This window comes from Clostridium algoriphilum, from assembly GCF_020443705.1.
Taxonomy (GTDB): Bacteria; Bacillota; Clostridia; order Clostridiales; family Clostridiaceae; genus Clostridium_AD; species Clostridium_AD algoriphilum.
Genome location: NZ_JAIZZK010000039.1, coordinates 1 through 23,904, shown reverse-complemented (window position 1 = coordinate 23,904; position 23,904 = coordinate 1). Strand labels below are relative to the sequence as shown.

The following is a 23,904-nucleotide window of genomic DNA, read 5'->3' as shown; positions in this document are numbered from 1 at the left end:
CTTAATATACTATTTAGTGAAGTTTTAAATGAAGGAGCATAGTTTAGGGACTCCGCCCCCAACCCCTAAGAGTTATAATTATAGTCTTCCGAGTAACGAGTAAAACGGACTGCCCGAAGGCTGTCCGTTCCTATACAGATCATCAATTGTAACACGAGTTACATCTTATTACTCGACAAAACAATTATTTAACTAGTATATTAGAAAATAAAAATGTAAATAATATACTGTGATGCAATGATAAGGTAACATCATTTATCAAACTAAAATAATATCTTATTAAAATTACATAACTCAATTATTTTGCCTATAGAAAGAGAATACACAAAATAATTTACACCCTCTTACTAGCTTGTCTTATATAGACAAGTTTTTTTTATATTTCATCATATTATTTACAATAGATTAGTTCAATATGCTTTCTTTATTAAATACTGATAATTCCATGGTAACTTATAACTTTTAATGTGTTTAAATTTTATAATCTGGACAGATCCAAATGCTCCAGTCTTAATTATTATCCTATCATCCCCAATGGTATTAATAGCTCCAACAAATGGATGAACTATAAGTTCTAATTTTATTAAATATCCGACTCCACCTTCTCTTTTAGCACTTATTATATCTACACTATATGGAAAAACAAGTGGTGGTTCAGTTAAATAGTGTTTATAGTATTTATTTACTTCCTTTCGAATGTATGGCATAAGTAACGAAATAACCACATCATTACTTATTTTTTGTTTCGAGTCTTCAGGAAGTTTAGTCACTTCATCATTAGAAGGTTTATTTATATTTATTGCAAAAGATTTTCCTATACAAAAGATACATGTAAAACAAACAAAAAAACTTAATATAATTATTAATCTTTTCAATATAATCACCCTTCTTCTCTATATTTATAATTAGTCTATGCAAAATAGCTTAATTTAAACAAAAAGATGATAATTACGAAATATATAAATTAACGTACTTTTTCTAGGATTTGTTCTATTACTTCTTCCAACGTCATATAGGATGTATCAATAACTAAATCATAATTACTATCTTGATCTATATTTATATTATATAAATCGTTGAACCTAGTTACTTCTAATCTTCTTCTTTCAGTTATCCTCTCTTTAGCTTCTTGTTTTGAAGCATAATTTTCAGACTTTCCTCTCTTACTTTTCATTGCCCGTGCAACTGCGATATCTATTTCTGCTTTTAAATATATTTTGAAAGAATCAGGTATAAAATACCACGCAAGTCTAGCATCAAATATAAAATTATCTTTATCTCTTCCAATTTCCATAGTCCTGTTGTCAACTTCATGATCTAAATTATGATCAAACACATAATCATTATATTCCATGATAGACATACCTTTTTCTACAGCTAACTTCCTTTGTAATTCACCCACACTATAATAAGTATAATTTATTGCTTCACTTATAGCTTTCGCAACACAGCTCTTACCAGAATATAGGCCTCCTGTTATAGTTATTTTCAATTTCATTTCATCTCCTATATAAGAAAATTTCAACAAATAATCCGTCGAGTTATAATACCAAGTATACATTAAAAACGATGTTTTTCAAATCTACCTAATGTTCTTTATATTATATATAATAATTATTATAACATAAATTTCCATATTGATCTTTAGATTAATTCGAAATTTGCACAAGTTGTATAAGAATACTACATAAAAATAAACTACCAAAATACCTCTTGAGTATTTTAATAGTTTATTTGTTTTAAGGCAAAGTTTATTTTGTAGCATTAGCAATTATATTATTAGCATAATTTAGAACTTGTTTCTTTTGTTCTAAAGATTGACTTTTAACATCCTCTAATTTGTTTAAAATTGTATTTGCTTGTTCCTTTTGAGTTGCATTCATATATGAAGTTGCAGCTTGTATCTTCTGCTTTGCCGCATCTAATTGACTGTCAACTTCTCCATCACTTAAGGAGTCTAGATTATTAGTTGATGCACCTTTGAGCCCAACAGTTCCTACTAATTTATCTTCTTCAATTATAAGACTGTTTATAGCAATTGGTAGTGCGTCTGTTTTAATTTTTATTAGGTTATCTTCAACATAAAAATTACTATTACTTTGTTTTGATATTTGGGCCAATACCATCTTTTTAGGTAATGAAACCTTGCCTAATTTAAAATTATCAGGATTATATGTAATTTCACCATCACTAAGACCTAATTTACCCGTTGATGAAAACAATAAATCAAGAGTCTTAAAACTAAAAGGTGCTTCAATCAAAATTTTATTATTTGATACTTCTGTATTGACTTCCTTTAGGGTTATATCTCCCTTACTCATAGGTACTTCTAAGTATTGGTTAATTGCTCCATTAATGTCCGCTTGAGTTATTTCAAATTGTCCAACATTTCTGAGTACCTGACTACTAATCTTTTTTACAACATTCGAAGATGCTGTTTTATCAACTATTGCTTCACCGTTATATAATATCATGTATACAAATGCTGCTAATGCCACTAGTAAAATAATTGGCACCAATATTAATTTGTTTTTTTTAGTTCTAGCCATATTCTCCCCCTTTTTTCCTGTACTTAATATATTACCACATTTATTATAACTTAGAACTTAAAATTTAATAATTCACAAACAATTTCTATTTGTATTTACATATTTTCTTATAACGTTCTCCATAAATTATAATAAAAAATAAAACTATCAGAATACTTCCCACGTATTTGATAATTTTATTTAACTTTATATTATAATCCAAAAATCTGTTTTAACTGCCGAATGTTCTTTTGGTCAACATTTGTAAATAATGCATACTTAACCCTATCCTTGCTGGCAGAATTCAAAGTACTATAACTAGATTTAATAGAAACTTTGTCAGATGTCGAATCATAGGACTGATTAGTTTCCATTTTACCCACAGTTGATTGCAACTTTGATATCACCTGTTGTTCTTTAGCAGTCTTTACTTCTACATATGCTTCACTTAAACCTTTTTTAGCTTTTGCTAAAGAAGCTCGATTTGCCTCAGTTTTTTCTTGAGATTTTTTACCCTTCTCTTCTGTAACCATTTGGACTTTTGAAACCTCTGTACTTATTTTTGCTAATTGCTTTTTCTTCTCACTGTTTGTTGCTAGTTTGGTTTCTTCATTAAGGACATTATTAATATTACTTATTACTTTTTTCTTTTCTGTTATCGACTTACCTTTAACCCCATTTATTGAGGCTAGAATTTCATCTGCTTTTGCCTTTTCCTCATTATTCATAAATCCAGTAGCACTTTGTATCTTTTGTTTTATTATATCTAGTTGTTTATCTATTTCATTAACACTTGCATTATTAAGATCTTCTTTAGACATTATTGTGTCAGGCTTCGCAGCTATTACTAATATTTTATTATCCCTAATTTTAATGCTTGTTAACCTAACTGGAATTACATTTGGATTGGTTTTTATAGAATTGTTCTCAACATAAAAAATCTTGTTTTTGTACTTTAATATTTGAGACATTACTAATTTTTTAGGTAATGTAAGCTTTCCAATCTTAAAATTATAAGGTACATATGTAATTTTTCCATCGGAAAAATCTAGTTTTCCCTTAGAACTGAATAATAAATTAACCTTTTTAAACCTGTTATAACTAATTGGTGCCTTAATAAGAACCTCACCATTTACAATCTCTATATTAAGTCCATTAATCATTAAGTTTCCTTTAGTTTTAGGCTTAAACAAATCACTTAACTCATACATATCTTTTTGAGTTAATTCAAATTTTCCACCCTTTCCTTCTATATCTTTAAGTTTATCCATAACCTCTGTAGATGACGATTTTTTAAGCACGAATCCACTATTACATAAGATGAGATATGCAAAAACTGCTAATGTTCCTAATAAGATAATCGGTACCCCTATCAGTATAGTTTTCTTTAACTTCTTATTGGCCTTTGTTTTCTTATCATTCGACATGTTTTCCCCCTTTTTGCATTATCATTTATATAATACCACATTCATCATATTTTTAAACTCTAAATCATTCAATTCACAGATAGTTTATATGATATATCAATTAATTTGGTCATATTATACTAATATAGAAAATTGCGGACCAAGCCTTAATTATGGTATTATGTATCTAATAAAGCAAACATTTAGGAGGGTATTATGGGAACACAAAAAACACCTTATGTTAATCGAAAAAAACATTATGATAATTTATTAAAAAAACAAAATGGGGCAATAAGTTTCATAAGCCTATTAAGATTAATAGTCTTTGTATCTGGGTTAGGTTTTACTGTTTTCTTTTATTTAAGAACTGCTTATTATTTAAGCCTTCTTTTATTCATTGTTACTATCCTCACATTTGTATCTTTGGCTATTAAACATAACAAAATTAAACATAACAAGATCAGGTGCTCGGTTTTATGCGACATTAATGAAAATAGTTTAAAACGAGTCGACAACAATTGGAAGGACTTTCCTGATAGTGGTGAGGACTTTAGTGATGAGGATCACAGTTACTCAAAAGATTTAGATATTTTCGGAAAAAACTCCCTATTCCAATGGATAAACACCTGCATAACTTATCTTGGTAGACAAAAATTGAAGGACGCTCTCTCGAAACCTCAATACAATACTGAGGAAATACATAAAAGGCAAGATGCTATAAAAGAGCTTTCAGAAAATATTGGTTGGACACAAAGATTTGCAGCGGAAGCAATACTTAGTGAGAACAAAAACCACAACCCAGATGCATTGCTTGAATGGGTAGATGATAAAAATGAGTTTTTTCTAAAACCCTTAGTAGTAATTGTAATAAGATTTTTGCCAATTATAACTCTATCGCTTTTATTTTCATCTTTTATTTTTTCACAGGTATCATATAGGGTATTCCTTATAGGCATTGTGCTCCAGATAATACTACTTCTATTGGGATATAAAGAAGTAAGTAGAAATTTAGACACTGTATATAAATATAAAGATACAATTCTTGTATATAATAAACTACTTATTCATATAGAAAAGAAGAAGTTCACCTCGGAGTATTTAATAAACTTAAAAGAAAAACTTGTAAACAAGGACGGGATGAAGGCTTCTTTTCAGATTAAAAAATTAGTAAATCTCGTAACAGTAATATCTGATAGAAAAAATATATATTACTTCCCTATAAATGTAATTGCACTTTGGGATTATCAATGTTTAATTAATCTACAGCGCTTTAAAAAAGCAAGTGGTTCATCTTTATCAACTTGGCTCGACGTAATAGGTGAAATAGAAGCTTTAAATAGTTTATCAACTATAGCTTATGAACACAACGATTGGGCAATGCCAAAATTCCAAGATGGATCTCCTGTTTTCATTGCGAAGAATCTTGGTCATCCACTACTCGGAGAAAGCCGTGTATATAATGATATTCACATAGAAAAGTCTCAAAATGTTCTCTTAATAACAGGTTCTAATATGTCTGGGAAAAGTACACTTCTTCGTACTACAGGCATTAACCTAGTACTCGCATATGCCGGTGCTCCTGTATGCTGCGAAAGTTTTATATGCTCCATAATGGATATTTATACCTGCATGAGAACTAGTGATAATCTTGAAAAAAATATTTCTTCCTTCTATGCAGAACTATTAAGAATAAAAAAACTTGTATCTGCTACGACAGATAAAACACCGATATTTTTCTTATTAGATGAAATCTTTAAAGGTACTAACTCAATAGATAGACATACTGGTGCCAAGATTTTAGTTGCCAAGCTAAGCACTGAAAACGCATTAGGTTTTGTGTCCACTCACGATTTAGAACTAGGAGACATAGAAAAAACAAATAAAAGAGTTAAAAACTATCACCTTAGAGAATATTACAAAGATGATAAGCTGTACTTTGACTATAAATTGAGGCCTGGTGTATCTACCACAAGGAATGCATTATACCTAATGAAAATGGCGGGTCTTGAAATCCCAAGTGATATTAAAATTCCTAAATAGTACTAAAATTTTTATTGCTAAAAAAACTATCAAAATACATACTCATGTATTTTGATAGTTTTATTTATTTGTCTAATTGTGTTTTATAGACCAAACGACTGTCTTAATTCTCTAATACTGTCTCCATCAACGTTTGTAAATAATACAATCTTAACTCTTTCCTGGCTATTTGAATCTAGTTTGCCATAAATAGACTTAACAGTAGCTTGATCTTGGGATGAATTGTAAGAAGGATTAGATTTCATTCTGCCAACACTTGAAATCATTATAGATAACATCTGCTTTTCTTTAGAAGATTCTACTTGAGAATATGCAACCTTTAGCTCATCGTATACTTTAGTTAATGCAAGGCGTTTATTTGCAGCTTGTACTAGAGCATCCTGAGTGTTTTTTTCCTTTTCCTGCGCAGCCAATCTAGATCTTTCAACCTCTGCTCTTATTCTTTTTAAATCTTCATCACCTTTAACCGGTTTGCCTTTTGCTTCTTCTTCACTCTTCTTATCAATATCATCAAATAACTTTTTCATGTTAAGAGTTGTTGCAGAACCTAATATTTTATTATTTGTAATCTTAAAATTATTTATCTTAAAAGGAATTACTTTTGAATTTATTTTTATTGAATTATCCTCAGCATATAATATTTTGTTATTAAGCTTTACGATGCTGGGTACTACTAAGCTTTTAGGTAATGGTAGATTACCTATTTTAAAATTATCAGCAACATATGTAATTGTACCTTTAGAAAAATTCACTTTCCCTCCGGATGAAAATACTAAATTAAGATTTTTATAACTAATAAGTGCCTTAATTAAAATCTTATCCTTTACCATTTTAATATTAACACCATTAATAGTCATATCTCCATTACTTTTAGGGCTTTTAAAATACAGATTACATACTTCATCTATATTTTTTTGAGTTAACTCAAATGGTCCACCTTTTACCTGTATATTCTTAAGTTTATTTATGACCTCTGTTGAACTAGTTTTTTTAAGAGTTATCCCATCATTATGCAATATAATAGATGCAAAAATTGCCAGTCCTCCTAATAAAACACTCATTAGCCCTATCAACTTATACTTACTTAGTCGTTTATTTTTTTTGATTTTATTACTTTTGGCCATATTACCCCCTTTAGCTTAGTATTTATATATTAACACAATTAACGTTGTTTAAAATTTTGTTTAAGATTATTTACAAAGAGTTTTTGTTATTTATATGAAAATAATTTTCAATTATCGTTTGTTTTTTTTTCCACATTTTTATTACATATTGTTTTTTTATCCACAATTCTTGGTTTAAGTGTGATCTGTTTAACTTTATATTTTGGAATTTTTATGTAATTTAATTTCCATAACCATTTTTTATTAGCAATTGAACCATGTATATATTTTAGCATTTTTCCTATGTTTCAATAGGTTTTTAATCTCGTTTTTGAGCAAAATAATAACATAGTAATATCGAGAAAGGAGAAATGTTATGAAAATTAAATTAATTTTAAAAAATTTTATTATCCTAATTTCTATAACTACTATTTTAAAAGGTTATTTTCTTTTCGATTTTGCTAGCAAAAACGAAGACTATATAGATAAATATGGAGTTTATCTAGTATTAGCTGAATGATTCAATAACATACATTAAATAAAAAAATTGTATAAGCTAATCATAGGCTTGTACAATTTTTTATAAAAAATTTATTATAAATAAAATTTAAAAAACCGACAAGACTCATAAAATCTTATCGGTAAATTATTTTATCATTTTTTAAATATCTCTTTTTTCAAAGACCCAATAACCTGCAAGGCAAAATATTATAGAATATATAGTAGATATAACAATAGCAAGTGATAGTGTTGTATTATCAATATATGCTCCTTGAGTTATAAATGCAGCTAAATTAGATAATGCAAATGGAAGATATTTGCACCAACTAAAAAATACAGCTAATTGTTGCATAATACCACTTACAACTAAAAGCAAGAATAAAGAGAATCCAGTTGCAATTGATCGAGAACGAGATATTGCTGAGATTGTAAAAGCAACTATTACATAAACAAGCACTTGAAGAAATTCAAGGCCAAAAATAATAAATGTTTTTAATATGGCTGAAATATATACTATCTTACTACTCGTCCACATCATTTCCTTAGCTCCCATACCGTTGAATCCATAAAATATGCCTATTAATATAAAGTTTAGCAAAAATGTTATTACCAACAATACAAGACCATAAAGTATTGTAGATATAAGTTTTGCAGTAAGAATTTCATACCGCTTATAAGGGCGTGATATCATCATTTTCATTGTACCCTCAGAAAATTCGCCAGCAACTAAGGCCGAACATGATATTATTAGAAGAAGTGCAATAATTGCACTATAACCAGCACTTGTAGCAAACTCTGTGCTTCTTTGCCAAATGCTATTTTTTGTTTCTGGCTTAATATTGTTGTTAATTCTGTATTCACTTTCAGCAATCATCTTTTTTGATGATCCTATAGCCATTTTTGCCATCTTATCTGTTCCATCTTCAGCTTGTTTTAATTGAATTTTTTGTAATGCTACACCTTGTTTTAATTCTTGTTTCCAATTTTGCGAAACTTTTATTGTAGTTGGAGAATTGTGTGATGCATTATAATATTTCACAATCCCCGTTGCTGCTATTATAATTACTATCATTAAGATTAACATTATTTTTGTAGAAAGTCTCTTCCACAACTTTATGTTTTCTATTGAAACAAGTGTAAAAAAATTCCTCATATTATTTTTCCTCCCCTGTGAGCTTCATAAATACATCCTCAAGTGATTGAGTCTCTTGTCTATCCATACCAAAAATACCTACACCTGCAAGAGTTAATGTTTTAATTAATTCAGGCACACGTTCCTTAGTTGTTTCAATATGAACTCCATCGCCTAGGATACTACTAGTAATACTCATGCTTGTTAAGAGTGTAATGGCCTTTTCATTATCATCAGATTCTAATATCAGAACTGTTCTATCACCTTTCTGCGAGATGTTAAGAAGTTCATCAACGGTTTTCACTGTTATTATTTTACCCTTGTTAATTATGCCAATTCTGTCGCACATCTGTTGCATTTCGCCTAAGATATGACTAGATACAAGAACTGTAAGACCAGTTTCTGATGAAAGTTTTCGAAGTAGCTCACGCATATCCTTAATTCCAGCTGGATCAAGACCATTTGTAGGCTCATCAAGTATAAGGAGCTTTGGGTTATGTAGTAATGCTTGAGCAATACCTAGCCTCTGCTTCATACCTAGAGAGTAAGTTTTCACCTTATCCTTTATTGCCCTCTCAAGATCCACAATTTTTATTACTTCATTAATTCGTGCCTCATCTACACCATCATATATTTTTGCAAATATTCTAAGATTGTCAAGTCCAGACATATATTTATACATATCAGGATTCTCGACAATGCACCCAATGTTGCGCATTGCTCCTTTAAAGTCTTTTTTCACTGAGCATCCGCCAACATATATATTTCCCTCAGTAATTTTTGATAATCCTACTATCATCTTAATAGTAGTAGATTTGCCGGCTCCATTAGGTCCTAAAAAACCAAATATTTCTCCTTTTGAAAGCTCAATAGAAATATCTGATACTATTGTACGCTTACCTATAACTTTTTTTAACTTTTCAACTTTTAATACTTCACTTGTCATGATGGACCCCCTAGAATTGTTATTGTTTTTAATAAGAAATTTATTTTAAGTTTGTCCTGTTTTTAAGCAAATATGATGTTGCATAAAACAAAAATACAAATATTGTTACGTCCATAATATACCAAACAAATAAATTATTCATCGAATAATCTTTTACTAGAACGTAAAACCCTGATGTAGTTTTTGCGTATTTAGCCATATCTTTTAATATCAATAAAGGAAGAGAGTTTAAAATTTCTATAGTAAAATATGTTCCAAGCCCCGCCAGTATGTTAAACCCTTTCCAAATTGGTAGTTTTGAGATTGAAATTGAAAAATACATTACAAGCACGCTACGGAATACGTTTAACAAATACTCAATTACATAAGTTATTGTATATGCCTTATTTATCACATAAAAATTTTGAAAATCTATACTATAACTTAATTCACTAAAGCTAAAAATAAGTAATGTTATTAATGAAACCATAATTAATGTAAGCGCGAACATCCAAATAAGTGCAGGTATAAGCTTTGAAGCCAAAACATTTTTACCACCGCTTGAACTTGTGAACATAAGATATCCTTCGCTGCCATAAATATTCGTACTGTACCTTCTAAATATTTTAATAAATATTATTATACTTAAGAATATAATCACAAAAATAAATGAGGATGTATTAATAATTTTGTAGTTTTTAAAAAAACTCATTGTAACAGATGAAATCAATATATAAACCAAAAATGCTGCAATAACTCTCTCGTAACTCCATTTAATTTCATACTTTAAAGGCCCTATTATCATTTAAAAACCTCCCTAAAAGATTAATTGCACCCCTTTTGGGGACATAACTCTTGGGTTATGTCCATTCAATGAGTGCAATTTAAAATAGTTAATTGATGTTATATACCTACATCTTTACTTTAGTCTCAACAGCAAATATTTCTTTTTTCTTCCATATGAAGAATGCCATAAGTGCAGGAAGTATAAGTGAAATAAGAATAGTTGGCTTAAATCCAGTACTTACAATTGCATACATAATATTTGCTACCTCAGCAACAAAATACATATATATACCTAATTCCTTCTTCATTAATATTAGAACAATTCCTAAAATTACTATTATTGTAATTATTAAACTGATAACTACAATAGAAGTAGGTGTTTCTGGAATTCCCATTGCTTTAATCTGATCCTTAATAAAAAAGCTTGCTATAAGTCCTATTATTGTAAACCCCATTAGAACTAATTGAATAATTGACACCGTTAGTATACCTGCTCCTACTTTTGGTTTTTGAATGTTTTCCATTAAAATCCCTCCAATAAATATATTTTTTAATAATATCATAATGGCTTTCGCCAAGATTTCGGTTTAATTTTTATTTGTATATTGCCTTTATTGGATCCATTTTTGATGCATTAATAGCTGGTATTATTCCAAAAATTATTCCAATAAGAACAGAAGTTGCAGTTGCCCCCACAATGCTACCTACGGTCATAACCGGAGGAAATGGCAAGAAAACACCAATTATTTTGCAGAAAATGAAGCCACAAAATATGCCCATTAAACCACCGATACCTGTAACAAAAATTGATTCTAAAAGGAATTGAAGTAATATACTTTTGGGTTTTGCCCCAATAGCACGTCTAATACCAATTTCACGTCGACGCTCAGTTACCGAAACATACATTATGTTCATTACACCTATTCCCCCAACAAATAAAGAAATACCAGAAACCAGTGCTATGAAAGCAGTTAATCCTCCAATTATCTTCTCAAAAGCTTTAGTAATTGCCTGAGGATCCTGAAGTTTATATTCACCTTTTAAATTAGGATGATCCTTCATAAGCTCATTCTTAATATTTTGAAAAACCTTATCTTTATCTTCACCGGCTTTTATATAAACATCTAAACTCGATATAAGTGAATCCGAATTCATATCTTCTACTGATTCTTTTGAAATATAACTTGATCCTCCTGTTAGAGAGAATGTACCTACATCACCTAAAACTCCTATAACCTCATAGATAGATCCATTTACTGTTATTCCACAGCCAATGCCCTTTGCTGGCGATTTAAAAAGACTTTCTGCTGATTTATAATCCAATATAATTAATTTTTTAGAACTTTCATATGCTTTGAAAGAACGTCCATACTTAACAGTTAGCTCCTTATTATCATAATTCTCTAGCATAATTACTGCTTTTTTATCAAAGTATGTACTCTCACCAGTTGTAACCCCTAGTCCTGCAATCCCTCGAGACGCCTCTGCCTTTTCTACTCCAGCCACCCTACTAATACTAAATGGATCAGATTTACTAAAGGGCTCGATCAAACTTAAATCCGCATCCGCATTCTCCCCCACAAAATTAACATTTATTTTATTTGCACTAGAATCCTGCATAGACTTATTTACCTCTGCCTTTAATCCATTACCAACTGACAAAATGGCTATTACAGAGCTTATACCTATGATTATTCCTATCATCGTAAGGAAAACTCTTAATTTGTGTGATTTCAGGCTATAAAATGAAGTTTTGATTAAATTTATTATAGACATATCTAATCCACCTTTGTTATCACTCCATCTTTTAAATGGATTACTTTACTTGCATATTTAGTTAAATCACTATCATGTGTTACCATTATTATTGTTTTATTTTCTTCATTAAGTTTCTTAAGTATATTCATAATCTCCTCACCAGTTTCACTGTCTAGTGCTCCAGTTGGCTCATCAGCTAAAATCAAGTAAGGATTATTAATGAGAGCTCTTGCTATTGCAATACGTTGCTGTTGACCACCTGACAATTCAGATGGTGATTGCTTTTCTTTATGAAGCAATCCTACCGTATCTAAATATTTTTCTATTCGGTGAACTTTTTCTTTTTTAGGTATATTACTACCTTCGCGATAAAGCAATGGAAGTTCAACATTTTGACCAATGCTCAAAGAATCTATTAAGTGAAACTGCTGAAATATAAATCCCATATAACTATTTCTAAGTTCTGATCTTTGATTTTCGCTAAGATGGGTAACATCCTTACCATTAAATATATAACTACCCATATCAAAATGGTCAAGGAAACCGAGAAGATTTAAAAGTGTAGTTTTTCCGCTTCCTGACTTTCCCATTATCATAAGAAAATCCCCTTGCTCTATAGTTAGATTTATATCCTTAAGTACGTGCAGCTTAGAATCCTTTAGTTTATAGTACTTATTAATATTAATCAAATCAATAAGCTTACTCAACAGAAATACCTTCTTTCATATCTTTAGAAGTTTTTGCTATACTGTCATTTTCACTTAACCCACTAAGCACAATAACTTGAGAAGAATTACTTTTTTCATATGTTATTTGTTTTTTTGTTAGTTTTTTACTTACAACCTTAAACACGTATTGTTTGCCATTTTCCTCGAGTATTGAACTCTTCGGTATTTTCATATCCTCTTCTTTAAGTTTTATAGTGGCTTGTACATGAAAACCATTAATAATATTCTCTTGAGAATCAAGGGATATGTTTGCATCATAATATGATACAGTAGACGCAGTACTTGTTGCCGATTGCGCCGCAACTGATGCTTCAGCCGCCACTGGACTATTCCCTACACTTTTTACCTTCCCAGTTACTGTTTTGTTTATAGCGAATATAAGTATATCCACTTGTTGATTTTCAGCAAGCTTAGTCTGGTCTTTTTCATTAATGCTTCCTTTCACATAAAATGTAGTAGCCTCAATTACAATATATGGCTTTGTTTTATCTTTAGAATCACTTAATAGTACTTTCCCACCTATAGGAGCGCTCACATAAGTAAATTCTTTATCTTCCAAATTTTTCACTTTAGCATCTGTTGTATCAATTTGAGTTTGCACAACATCTATTTGGTCCTCATATCCACTAATCTGTGCCTCAGTACTTGCCGCATTTGATGCACCCTTTGAAGCACTAGTAGCACCAACAGATACGACTTGCTCTTTTGCTTCTTTCTGCTGCTTTGCTAAAAGTTTTTTTGCATCTCTTTTTTTAATTACTAATCTCTCTTTTTGCTCATTACTGGAATCAATTTGTTGTTTTGCCTCATCAATTTGATTCGAAATTTCATCGCTTTTATATGTAAAAAGAGCATCTCCCTTTGTTACTACTTGTCCATCAGTAACAGAAACATTATTTACATTTCCTTTTGTTTCATCTTGATATATATTTTCCACTTTCTCGGGAACAATAATACCATTTACAAATACTTTCTCTTTAGCCGGTATTGTATATAAAGATATCGGATCACTTTTATTAAAAGCTAGTTTATCATTATCTTTAAGTACAGAAGCAATAATTCCAGCTAGTATTATTACAAAAATAATTCCTATAAAAATAATATGTTTCTTTTTCATAAATTTACCTCCCACCCCAAATATTAAATAGTTTCTCACTTAGATTGTAAAGCATTTACAATTAAAATCAATACTTAATGCATAGAACGCATTACTGGCAACATAGAAAGAAAAAAAAGATGGATTATAAAGTTTACTTAAATGATATCTTAAATATAGTGTAATTATCTTCAAATAATAACTGAACATTATTGCCTGTTTTTTCAACTATCTTTTTTATATTGTAAAGACCATATCCTCTGAGATTACCTTTTTTAGTAGAAAACCCTCTTTTAAATATGTTTTGTATATTACTAGGGTTTACTGTTATTCCACTATTTTTAACTTCTACAATGTTACTAGTTCCTTCTGTACGAATATTTAAAATAACCACCTTATCGTTAATGCCAGTTGTAACAGCATCAAAAGCATTATCTAAAAGATTATTTAAAATGCCCGAAATTTCATAATCACTTAAACTAGATTCTAATGAATTATTCGTTACATGAAATACTAACTTTATGTTTAATCTGTCTGCTTCACACAATTTATTATATATTATGGCTTTAACTATAATATTGTCTATATATAAAATATCTTCTATAGTATTATTGGAACATTTAAGTGATAACATAAACTTCTTTAATTCATGCTTGACTTCTTTTTCACTTGTTATTTCTACTATTGCATTAATAGTGTTTAATTGATTTCTAAAATCATGCTGTTTACGTCTTATTTCCTCTACTATATCAACTAAAATAGGGTTGTATCTATTTTGTAATTCTGCAACTTTTTTATCTTCACTTATTTTTACTATATAATAATATAAAAATATATTTAGTAATAACATAAATGATACTATGAGAATATATACTACCAAATTGTTTAATATTATATTCTTATTATATTCCCATATTAATTTAGAACACACGGCATATAATCCTAAATTGATTATAAAATAAAACAATATTTTAGATTCTAATTCGATAAACTTTCTTACGTTTTTAACAAAATTAGATCTTATTATAATAAGAACAATAGATAATTCAAGTAATAGAAGAGTTATTCTCCATATGAATTCACCTGCATATGCAAATCCAATAATAGACATAAAAGCAATAAGACTTGCTTGTATAACAAAATTTATACAACTAAATATAATAAATTCTAGTGTCGTCTTCAAAAGACGTCTTTTATAAATGAATTTTATAGAAAGTATTACACTTGAGTAACTAATTAATACATTTATGTATTTGTCTGCATTACTAGTTAGGATCATAACACTTGTACCTATTAAAATAACGAATAAATTTTTCAACCAACTATTTTCATCTTTCAAACAAAAGTTTGACCATAATACCATAAAAATAAATAATTCAATAACATTAGCTAAAAGTTGTTGTAATATACCTAACATTTTATACACTCCTTCTCATAATCTTCCTAAAGATATAATTATTTAAATTGTTCCATTATTGTATCTTTAAATTTATAACCTAAAAGAGCACTTTTATCATAATCTTCAAAGTAGATTTCACTCAATCTATTATCTATACTAACAATCTCCCTTATATGATTAACATTTACAGCAAAAGATCTGTGGCACTGAATTATATTGTAACAACTTATAAGTTTAAGAATGTTTTTGAGACCTAAATCATTAACTTTATAAGCACCATTTACCGTATGTACCATACATGTTCTAAGCTTTACTTCTATAAAAATTATATCATCAACATATACTTTTAAACTAATGCCTTTTATAAGTTCAAATATCACGTAAACTTTATCTCTTGGCGCACTTTTTGTATTCTCACTATGCGCTATAAAGCGTTTTGTCATATCTACTATTTCAGCTGCATCATAAGGCTTTATAATATAATCATAACAATGCACTTTTTTAAACGATTGAGTTATATATTCAACATTTGTTGTTAAAAAAACAATAAAACTAAATTCATATAGAGGTATTTGTCGTAGATCCATTGCAAAATCTAATCCCGACGAATTCTTTAAGGATATATCTATATAAAATATGTCTATCTTATTATTAATTGTAATTCTTAGAGCCTCTTCTCTATCTTCACACTCATATATGTTTATATATTTATCTATCTGCTGTATTGTGTTTTTTAAATTTTTTCTTTGTATTTCATCGTCCTCTGCTAATAGCACATTCATACTTTTCCCCCTACGCACTAACTATCAAAGCTTATAAAATTATATTATATTATAGAAATTATATATATAATTGCCGTTTATTGTGAGCTTATCTGACTTAATTTTACTATGTACTGGCTAAAGTTTCAAGTTTTTATAATATTTAGTCGTTTTTTTCCTGTTATAGCATTCTTCTATCTTTATTTACAAACTTCATTATATAATCTGTCAAGAAACCTCATAAATTATATTAAAATAGTAATAACTTACTAGGAGTAATGTTTATAATATTGAGCATCATAATAGTAGAAATGAAAATCATTATCACATGAAGGAGGTGAAATATATGTCAAGAAACAATAGAGTATTAGTTCCTGAAGCTAAGGCTGGATTAAACAAATTTAAAATGGAAGCTGCTAAAGAAGTAGGAGTAAATCTTACAGATGGTTACAATGGAGATTTAACTTCAAGAGAGAATGGTTCTGTAGGTGGTCAAATGGTAAAAAAAATGGTTGAGTCTTATGAAAAGAATTTGTAATAACAAAAAGAGCATCCTAGATGATGCTCTTTTTTTTAAATTTTAGTATCTACTACATTATGGTATTTTCAGTTTTTTTATCAAATATATGAATTTTGCTAGCATCTAACGCCATTTTAATCTTATCTCCAGCTTTAGCAGGCGACGATCCATTAACTCTAGCCACAATATTTGTATCTTCGTTTTTCATATAAATATAAGTTTCTGCGCCCATAAGTTCAGTAACCTCAACTTGTGCTTCTATTACTGCATCCTTATGTTCTTCAATAAAATCACTTCTATCCTCTATATTTTCTGGTCTTATTCCCATTATAACGGATTTATTTATATATGATTTTTCTTTTATGATTTTAGCTTTATCCTTTGGTAATATTATAATTTCATTATTAAAAGCAAGCACAACTTCACCATTTTGCACTAGAACCTTAACCTCTATAAAGTTCATTTGAGGACTTCCTATAAACCCTGCAACAAACATATTAACGGGGTGCTCATATATCATGCGTGGAGTATCTACTTGTTGTATTAATCCATTTTTCATTACAACTATTCTTGTTCCCATTGTCATAGCTTCTGTTTGGTCGTGAGTTACATATATAAAAGTTGTCTGAAGTTTATGGTGCAGTTTTGATATTTCTGTTCTCATTTGAGCTCTAAGTTTAGCATCTAAATTTGATAAAGGCTCATCCATTAAAAACACCTTTGGATTTCTAACTATTGCTCTTCCAAGTGCTACTCTTTGTCTTTGCCCACCTGATAATGCCTTTGGTTTCCTCTGAAGTAAATCTTCTATATCAAGTACTTTAGCAACACCTGTAACCTTTTGTTTTATTTCATTTTTTGGTATTTTTCTTAGTTTTAATGCAAATGCCATGTTATCATATACAGTCATATGCGGGTATAATGCATAGTTTTGGAAAACCATAGCTATATCTCTATCTTTCGGTGCCACATTGTTTACTAGCTTATCTCCAATATATATTTCTCCTTGTGATATATCTTCAAGTCCTGCTATCATTCTTAATGTTGTTGATTTACCGCAACCTGAAGGTCCTACAAAAACTATAAATTCCTTATCTTCTATTTCAAGATTAAAATCCTTAACCGCTGTTACATTTCCCGTATAAACCTTGTTTAAATGTCTTAATGATAAGTTCGACATAATAGATACCTCCTGTATACACAAAAACACTGAAAGCATTACTACTTCCAGTGCTTACGTAATTTATTTATTAGTTTTATTGTATTTCTCGATTGCACTATTAGCTATTTTTGCTGCGTTGTCTAAGGCTTCTTGTGCTGTTTGTTTTCCCGACAGCATAGTTTCTATATTTGTTTCAGTTGCTGCCCTAGCTTCTGGAAGTACACCAAGTAATGCGCCTTTTGATGCTGGAGTAGATGCATGCAATTGGTCTATAGCTGTTTGAAATTGTGGGTATTTAGCTAAATTATCTTTTACCTCTTTAAGTTCATAAGCTTTTTTGTTTACAGGAAAATACCCAGTATTCGCATTCCAATATGCTTGTTCTTTAGCAGATACCATGAACTTTAAAAATTCCCAAGATGCTTGTTGCTTTGCTGTATCTTTTTTATCCATTATCCAAAGAGAAGCTCCCCCTATAGAAACGCCACCTTTATCTGTTTCATTAACTTTAGGTAAAAATCCTGTTCCTACCTCAAACTTACCATTAACGCCAGCTAAAACTGAACTTAGAGATGCTGTAGAATCCAAGTACATTGCTGTATTTCCTGCCATAAATGCATTCTGAGTGTCCTCAGTTTTGCGGCCAAAGTTCCCTACATTACCTGAATCAACTAGCTTTTTCCATTCATTTAATATAGTAAGTCCGCCACCATTTTTATTGTAATCTACTGTTGTTGCAGCGCCAGTTCTTCCGTTGCCATTGTCAGCATAGTTTTTTCCTTGCTTAATCATAAATTGTTCAAAGAACCATGCGTATATAGGCATTGAATATCCATATTGAGTTACTTTACCTTTCGCATCTTTTTTTACAAGTTTTTTTGCCATCGCTTCAACCTCAGTTAAAGATTTGGGTGAAGTATTTGGATCTAGTCCCGCTGCTTTGAAAGCAGTTTTATTGTAGTAAAGTATAGGCGTTGAAGAATTAAAAGGCATTGAATTTAATTTCTTATCTACAGTATAATAAGCAAGCAAGTTTGGCTCTAAGCTAGATATATCATATTTTTCTTTATCAATGAAATCCTGAACTGGAACTGTAGCCTTGCTATCAATCATATATCTTGTTCCTATATCGTAAGTCTGCATAACATCTGGACCAGAATTGCTTAATTGAGAGTTTTTTAATTTATTAAGTGCGGCATCATAATCACCTTGAAATTGAGCGGTAACCGTTATGTTCGTTTGAGAATCATTAAAATCTTTTACCAATTTATTAAGTGCAACTCCTAAGTCCCCACCCATACCATGCCAAAATGTTATGTCAACATGTTCTGCTTTAGCATTTGTTGTAGAACCTGCTTGTTTAGTTTTGCTACCACAACCACCCAGCATTGAAGCCGAGACCACAACTGCTAGTATCGTTGAAATAATTCTTTTTTTCATTAATAAATCCCCCTTAAAATATACATAATTCTATTGCTACCCTTTAACTGACCCTGAAGTCATTCCATCAATTAATTGTTTTTGACCAACTATAAATATAAATATAGATGGGATTATTATTATTATTATACCTGCAAGCATCATTCCAAATGATTGTACTTCTGCAGATTGAAGCATAGTCATGCCAATCTGAACCGTCCTCATTTCAGGTTTACTAGTTATAAGTAGCGGCCACATATATTGATTCCAAGTTAATAAAAAGATATAAATTCCAAGAGACGAAATTATAGGTTTAGAAATAGGCATAAGAATTTTAATTAAAAACTGAACTCCACTACATCCATCTATAATGGATGCTTCTCTCAATTCTTTAGGGACTGTTAAAAAATATTGCCTCATCATAAAAATTCCCATAGCTGATGCTAAATAAGGCAGTATAAGTCCTGTATAGGTATCAAGTAACTTTAAAGAACCTATTGTTAAATAATTTGAAATAATAATCGCCTCTCCAGGTATCATTATTGTAGCAATCATAATTATGAATAAAATCTTTTTCCCTTTAAATTCATAAAATGCGAAAGCATAAGCACTAAGACAAGATGTTAAAATTTGTCCAATAGTTACAGCTATTGATACTACAAAACTATTAAATATAAATCTAAATATTGGTACTGTAGCAAATACATCTTTATAGTTACCAAGATAAAAGCTTTTCGGCAATAACCTTGGTGGCATAGCGTGAATTTGGTCTGATGTCATAAATGTTACTGACAGTGCATACAAAATCGGAGAAATCATAAGTATTCCAACAAAAATATTGGAAATAAGTAAAATTACACTACTTTTTTTATTTTCCATTATGAATAATGCACTCCCTTCTTTTCATAACTAAATTGAAACATTGCTATAACAGCCATAAGAATAAATAATATAATCGACTGAGCAGATGCGGTATCAAACCTACCATTAAAAAATGCTTCTCTGTAAATAGAAAATACCAATACATTTGTAGAATTACCAGGTCCACCATTTGTTAATATATTTATTTGTCCAAATGATTGAAATGCATTCATAATGTCCATAAAAACCATAAAAAATAATGTAGGTGATATCATAGGCATAATAATTTTAAATAACTTTGTAAAGTATCTTGCTCCATCTATAGATGAGCTTTCAAGTATTTCCTGTGGAACATTTTTTAGTCCTGCAAAAATAAATATAAAATTAACTCCTGCATTCATCCAAATAGTTACGAATGCCACAGATAATAGTGCCCATTTGGGATCTAATAACCACCCAATGTTTGTTTTTAATATATTATTTAGCATTCCTATACTCGGATGAAAAATTATTCTCCAAATAATTGCTGCAGATGCTGAAGATACTGCTATTGGAACAGCATACATTACTTTTGATATGCCGATCCCTTTTATTTTATTATTAGCAAGTAGTGCTAAAGCAAGGCCTATTACAACAGACGGAATAGTTGTCATAATAACAAATTCCATTGTAACAATTAAACTATTTATAAAATCTGGAGATGTAAATATCTCTACATAGTTTTGAAGTCCAATAAACTCTTGAAATTCTCCACGAGCATTTGTTAATCCGAAACTCATATATAAAGTTTTAAAAAATGGATAATAAACAAACAAACCGAATATCAATAAACTAGGAAATAAAAATGCATATGGTTCTAGTTTTGCTTTTAAGCTAGTCTTAGTTTTCTTAGACTCTAGTTTGGATATTTTTTGTTTCTTCGAAATAATTTCACTCACTATAGTCCCCCTTCAAGTCCTGTCATATTTTTTATCATTTCATAATCATTTTTAGACCGATGCATACTTTGTTGTTATATTAATAATTTAATACTTCGGACTAAAATATAATAATTAAATACAATTACCATTTTATCTAACTTATGTTAAGGTAAAACATAGTTACTGTTAACGATAAGTTAAATCGAATATTGTTTAAACTTTAAAAATATGGATAAAAATATGAAAGTAAAAAATAAAAGGCCCTGTTGTTTAAGTAAACAACAGGACATTTTTGTAATCTTAAATGGCTATTTATTTTTTGGCATCTAATAAAACTCTCTTTAATTTATCTGGATAATTAGTAATTAAACCATCCACTCCAGCTTTAATTAAACTTTTCATACAATCTTCTTCATTCACAGTAAATGGATTAACTAAAATCCCTTCTTTTTTGGCATTATCGATGATTTCTTTATTAACTGAATAAAAGTAAGGATGTAATGCATCTGCTCCAATACGTTTGCAATACACTTCTGGCTGGTAAAGGCCAGCCATATATAAAATCCCTGTTTTAATTTGTTTATCAATCTCTTTACAATGCACCATAGAATAATGATTAAAACTAGATAATATTACTTTGTCCTCGTAATTATATTTATAAATCATCTCTATGAGCTTTTCCTCCATTCCAGGATATACAATCACACCATTTTTCAGCTCTAAATTTAAGATTATATTATTTTCTTTAGCAAATATAATTAGATCTTTTGCGGTTGGTATTTTCTCAGTATTATACTTTTTATCAAACCAAGAACCTGCATCCAATTTATTTAATTCATCATATGTAAAATCTCTTACTAAACCTTCACCATTCGTGGTTCTATTGACATATTCATCATGAATAAGAACAAGTACTCCATCAGATGTCATTTGAACATCAGTTTCAATTCCATTTGCTCCAAGTTCTACTGCTTTTTCAAAGGAAATCATTGTGTTCTCTGGATAATACGCACTAGCGCCTCTATGGGCATAATTATTTATCATACATTTACCTCCAATAACATTTTTATTATTAGAAATAGTGTAACATATAAATAATTTTGTTAAGTAAAGGTTATGTTAAAAGTGTGATTTTTTTAACATAACCTTGTAAATGTTTACTTATATAACAAATAAAATTACATAGTATACAACCATAGTAATCATTCCGAGTGGAACTCCAAGTTTAATCCATTCTCTAGTTTTAATATTTAATTTACCAGCAGAAATAATATTAGGTATATTACCTGGAATCATCATTCCTCCACTAACAAGTAATCCGATTAGCACAGCTTTAACTTGTGTTGGCGACATTTTGATACTTATTTCAGCAGCAGCTAATGTTGCATTATCGAGCACTGCCGATGACATATTAACCCAATATAAATAACGAGTATCAAGAGGTAATATACAACGATCAATTATTGGTTTAAATCCCTCTCCAAGTAATTCTAGTGCTATAATGAACAGAAAAATTTTGATGGCTCTTATCAATATTACTTTATTCGGTTCTTCTATATCAACTTTGAAGTTATTCACTGTTTCAATTTTTTGTTGTTTTCCATACCATGCTCCAATAAGCCCAAAAATAAATATACCAGGTATAATATAAATACTAAAATGCTTTAAAAGAAACCAGAAATCCACATTAAGCTTAGCGACCACAATTGTAGATAATGGTTCTCCTATTGGTGTTAATATTGCCCCCATTCCAATTGAAAAACATGAAACTATATTAATATTTATTTTGTTTTTTCTGCTAACTGGAAGTATATTAACTATTTCTACTAGTAGAAGCGCAGCTATTATAGCAGTTATGATACTTGATAAAAGCCCTATTATTACGACTAATAAAAATACAAATATCCTTAATGGGACACGTTTTAAAATATGTTTTAATGTTCTTTCTATATGTGTATTTAGTGCTTTAAATAAAAATCCGCCTACTAACACAACAAAGGTTATTATATATATAAATTTATTTTGCAATATATTAGAAAAAAGTTCTTTATTTAAAACTCCGGAAGTAATAGCTGCTAATAACCCCACCGAAAATAGAAAAAACTCAAGATTTCTTTCTACTTTTCTTGATACGATTGGTAATACAAAAGTTATTGCTAGAAGTAAAATTAACATGTAAAAGGTCATCATCACTCACTCCATATTATAAATTATTGTCTAGTGTTCTTATATTGATAATAATCCAACTTTTTATTTGCTTCTATGTTGTAGCTTTTCTTCTTCAACTTTCTGTTGTAGTATAAAAATAACATAATCAAATCTCGTAATCGTTTCCATAGCAATCAAATTACAAGCATATGTTATGTTAGGCATTCACATTATCTCCTCCTTACATTAGTACTCACATATAAATTTTAATATACCATAATAAAATAAAAAAGTGGGTACTCAAATAAGAATTGCCTACCCTATGAACAAAATTCTCGGATCAAACTAAACTTCAGTTTGTACAACCGATAAAAAATATTAGTTTATACAATATATAATACTATATAACTTAAATTAACTCAATTATTATTTGATAAATAAATTATTTGTAATTATATCTAGAAATGGTATACATACTACCCCCTATTATAGGTGCATATCTAGGAGCTGATTTATACTTATTAGAAGCTAAATAACGTACATTTTCATTATATGTAGAACTTGAAACCTTTATACCTCGAAATTAAAAACCCCCAACCTATGAACTGAACCATGGTTAATGGACACTAAAAATAAACCCCTACCATAGAATATCTTGAATTTACGTAAGCTGACACCGTTTTTCATATGGTGTCAGTTTTGTTTTTAGTT

At 29.5% G+C, this 23,904-nt stretch carries 23 protein-coding genes; 2 read left to right on the top strand and 21 right to left on the bottom strand.

The window, feature by feature from the left end:
• Positions 1–410: 410 nt before the first annotated feature.
• From LGK95_RS19140 to LGK95_RS19125, 4 genes are all read right to left on the bottom strand, one after another.
• Positions 411–884 (bottom strand): DUF3888 domain-containing protein, encoded by a 474-nt coding sequence (locus tag LGK95_RS19140; protein WP_226126515.1) that lies wholly within the window; start codon positions 882–884, stop codon positions 411–413.
• An 80-nt stretch (positions 885–964) separates the two neighbouring features.
• Entirely contained in the window at positions 965–1,498 is a 534-nt protein-coding gene (gene cmk, locus LGK95_RS19135; protein WP_226126514.1) for a (d)CMP kinase, read from the bottom strand.
• Between the two features lie 253 nt (positions 1,499–1,751).
• Complete coding sequence (locus LGK95_RS19130; RefSeq protein ID WP_226126513.1) at positions 1,752–2,549, bottom strand: hypothetical protein; 798 nt, start codon at positions 2,547–2,549, stop codon at positions 1,752–1,754.
• A gap of 191 nt (positions 2,550–2,740) precedes the next feature.
• Positions 2,741–3,955, bottom strand: coding sequence for a hypothetical protein (locus LGK95_RS19125; RefSeq protein ID WP_226126512.1), 1,215 nt, complete (start codon positions 3,953–3,955; stop codon positions 2,741–2,743).
• A gap of 195 nt (positions 3,956–4,150) precedes the next feature.
• Here LGK95_RS19125 and LGK95_RS19120 point away from each other — a divergent pair, with 195 nt between their 5' ends.
• Complete coding sequence (locus LGK95_RS19120; RefSeq protein WP_226126511.1) at positions 4,151–5,974, top strand: MutS-related protein; 1,824 nt, start codon at positions 4,151–4,153, stop codon at positions 5,972–5,974.
• Positions 5,975–6,057: 83 nt separating this feature from the next.
• On the opposite strand, the gene LGK95_RS19115 is transcribed toward LGK95_RS19120, so the two are convergent.
• The 10 genes from LGK95_RS19115 to LGK95_RS19070 all read right to left on the bottom strand — a co-directional run bounded on the left by LGK95_RS19115 (position 6,058) and on the right by LGK95_RS19070 (position 16,184).
• Positions 6,058–7,098 (bottom strand): hypothetical protein, encoded by a 1,041-nt coding sequence (locus tag LGK95_RS19115; RefSeq protein WP_226126510.1) that lies wholly within the window; start codon positions 7,096–7,098, stop codon positions 6,058–6,060.
• A 640-nt stretch (positions 7,099–7,738) separates the two neighbouring features.
• Positions 7,739–8,731: an ABC transporter permease gene (locus tag LGK95_RS19110; protein WP_226126509.1), complete on the bottom strand. Its 993-nt coding sequence runs from the start codon at positions 8,729–8,731 to the stop codon at positions 7,739–7,741.
• 1 nt (position 8,732) lies between these two features.
• Positions 8,733–9,656 carry an ABC transporter ATP-binding protein gene (locus LGK95_RS19105; RefSeq protein ID WP_226126508.1) on the bottom strand — a complete coding sequence of 308 codons (924 nt, stop codon included), beginning with the start codon at positions 9,654–9,656 and terminating at the stop codon, positions 8,733–8,735.
• Positions 9,657–9,696: 40 nt separating this feature from the next.
• Positions 9,697–10,440 carry a hypothetical protein gene (locus LGK95_RS19100; protein ID WP_226126507.1) on the bottom strand — a complete coding sequence of 248 codons (744 nt, stop codon included), beginning with the start codon at positions 10,438–10,440 and terminating at the stop codon, positions 9,697–9,699.
• Positions 10,441–10,546: 106 nt separating this feature from the next.
• Complete coding sequence (locus LGK95_RS19095) at positions 10,547–10,945, bottom strand: hypothetical protein (RefSeq protein WP_226126506.1); 399 nt, start codon at positions 10,943–10,945, stop codon at positions 10,547–10,549.
• 70 nt (positions 10,946–11,015) lie between these two features.
• Positions 11,016–12,197, bottom strand: a complete 1,182-nt coding sequence (locus tag LGK95_RS19090) for an ABC transporter permease (protein ID WP_226126505.1) — start codon at positions 12,195–12,197, stop codon at positions 11,016–11,018.
• A gap of 2 nt (positions 12,198–12,199) precedes the next feature.
• The gene (locus LGK95_RS19085) at positions 12,200–12,886 is read right to left on the bottom strand and encodes an ABC transporter ATP-binding protein (protein WP_404814475.1); all 687 of its coding nucleotides are present in this window, start codon (positions 12,884–12,886) and stop codon (positions 12,200–12,202) included.
• Positions 12,879–14,024 carry an efflux RND transporter periplasmic adaptor subunit gene (locus tag LGK95_RS19080; RefSeq protein WP_226126504.1) on the bottom strand — a complete coding sequence of 382 codons (1,146 nt, stop codon included), beginning with the start codon at positions 14,022–14,024 and terminating at the stop codon, positions 12,879–12,881. The genes LGK95_RS19085 and LGK95_RS19080 overlap by 8 nt, the downstream gene beginning before the upstream one ends.
• A 133-nt stretch (positions 14,025–14,157) precedes the next feature.
• Positions 14,158–15,420 (bottom strand): sensor histidine kinase, encoded by a 1,263-nt coding sequence (locus tag LGK95_RS19075; protein ID WP_226126503.1) that lies wholly within the window; start codon positions 15,418–15,420, stop codon positions 14,158–14,160.
• A gap of 38 nt (positions 15,421–15,458) precedes the next feature.
• Positions 15,459–16,184: a LytR/AlgR family response regulator transcription factor gene (locus LGK95_RS19070; RefSeq protein ID WP_226126502.1), complete on the bottom strand. Its 726-nt coding sequence runs from the start codon at positions 16,182–16,184 to the stop codon at positions 15,459–15,461.
• A gap of 325 nt (positions 16,185–16,509) precedes the next feature.
• Here LGK95_RS19070 and LGK95_RS19065 point away from each other — a divergent pair, with 325 nt between their 5' ends.
• Positions 16,510–16,701 (top strand): alpha/beta-type small acid-soluble spore protein, encoded by a 192-nt coding sequence (locus tag LGK95_RS19065; protein WP_226126501.1) that lies wholly within the window; start codon positions 16,510–16,512, stop codon positions 16,699–16,701.
• Between the two features lie 52 nt (positions 16,702–16,753).
• Here LGK95_RS19065 and LGK95_RS19060 read toward each other — a convergent pair whose 3' ends face one another.
• The 7 genes from LGK95_RS19060 to LGK95_RS22560 form a co-directional block, all read right to left on the bottom strand.
• Positions 16,754–17,863: an ABC transporter ATP-binding protein gene (locus LGK95_RS19060; RefSeq protein ID WP_226126500.1), complete on the bottom strand. Its 1,110-nt coding sequence runs from the start codon at positions 17,861–17,863 to the stop codon at positions 16,754–16,756.
• A gap of 63 nt (positions 17,864–17,926) precedes the next feature.
• Positions 17,927–19,285, bottom strand: coding sequence for an ABC transporter substrate-binding protein (locus LGK95_RS19055; protein ID WP_226126499.1), 1,359 nt, complete (start codon positions 19,283–19,285; stop codon positions 17,927–17,929).
• A gap of 36 nt (positions 19,286–19,321) precedes the next feature.
• Positions 19,322–20,143: a carbohydrate ABC transporter permease gene (locus tag LGK95_RS19050; protein ID WP_226126498.1), complete on the bottom strand. Its 822-nt coding sequence runs from the start codon at positions 20,141–20,143 to the stop codon at positions 19,322–19,324.
• Entirely contained in the window at positions 20,143–21,054 is a 912-nt protein-coding gene (locus LGK95_RS19045; protein WP_226126516.1) for a carbohydrate ABC transporter permease, read from the bottom strand. Before LGK95_RS19045 ends, LGK95_RS19050 begins: the two co-directional genes overlap by 1 nt.
• A 303-nt stretch (positions 21,055–21,357) precedes the next feature.
• Positions 21,358–22,089 carry a glycerophosphodiester phosphodiesterase gene (locus LGK95_RS19040; protein ID WP_226126497.1) on the bottom strand — a complete coding sequence of 244 codons (732 nt, stop codon included), beginning with the start codon at positions 22,087–22,089 and terminating at the stop codon, positions 21,358–21,360.
• 117 nt (positions 22,090–22,206) lie between these two features.
• Positions 22,207–23,235 carry a DUF1646 family protein gene (locus LGK95_RS19035; protein ID WP_226126496.1) on the bottom strand — a complete coding sequence of 343 codons (1,029 nt, stop codon included), beginning with the start codon at positions 23,233–23,235 and terminating at the stop codon, positions 22,207–22,209.
• A 60-nt stretch (positions 23,236–23,295) separates the two neighbouring features.
• Complete coding sequence (locus LGK95_RS22560; RefSeq protein ID WP_264174613.1) at positions 23,296–23,418, bottom strand: hypothetical protein; 123 nt, start codon at positions 23,416–23,418, stop codon at positions 23,296–23,298.
• Positions 23,419–23,904 lie beyond the last annotated feature (486 nt).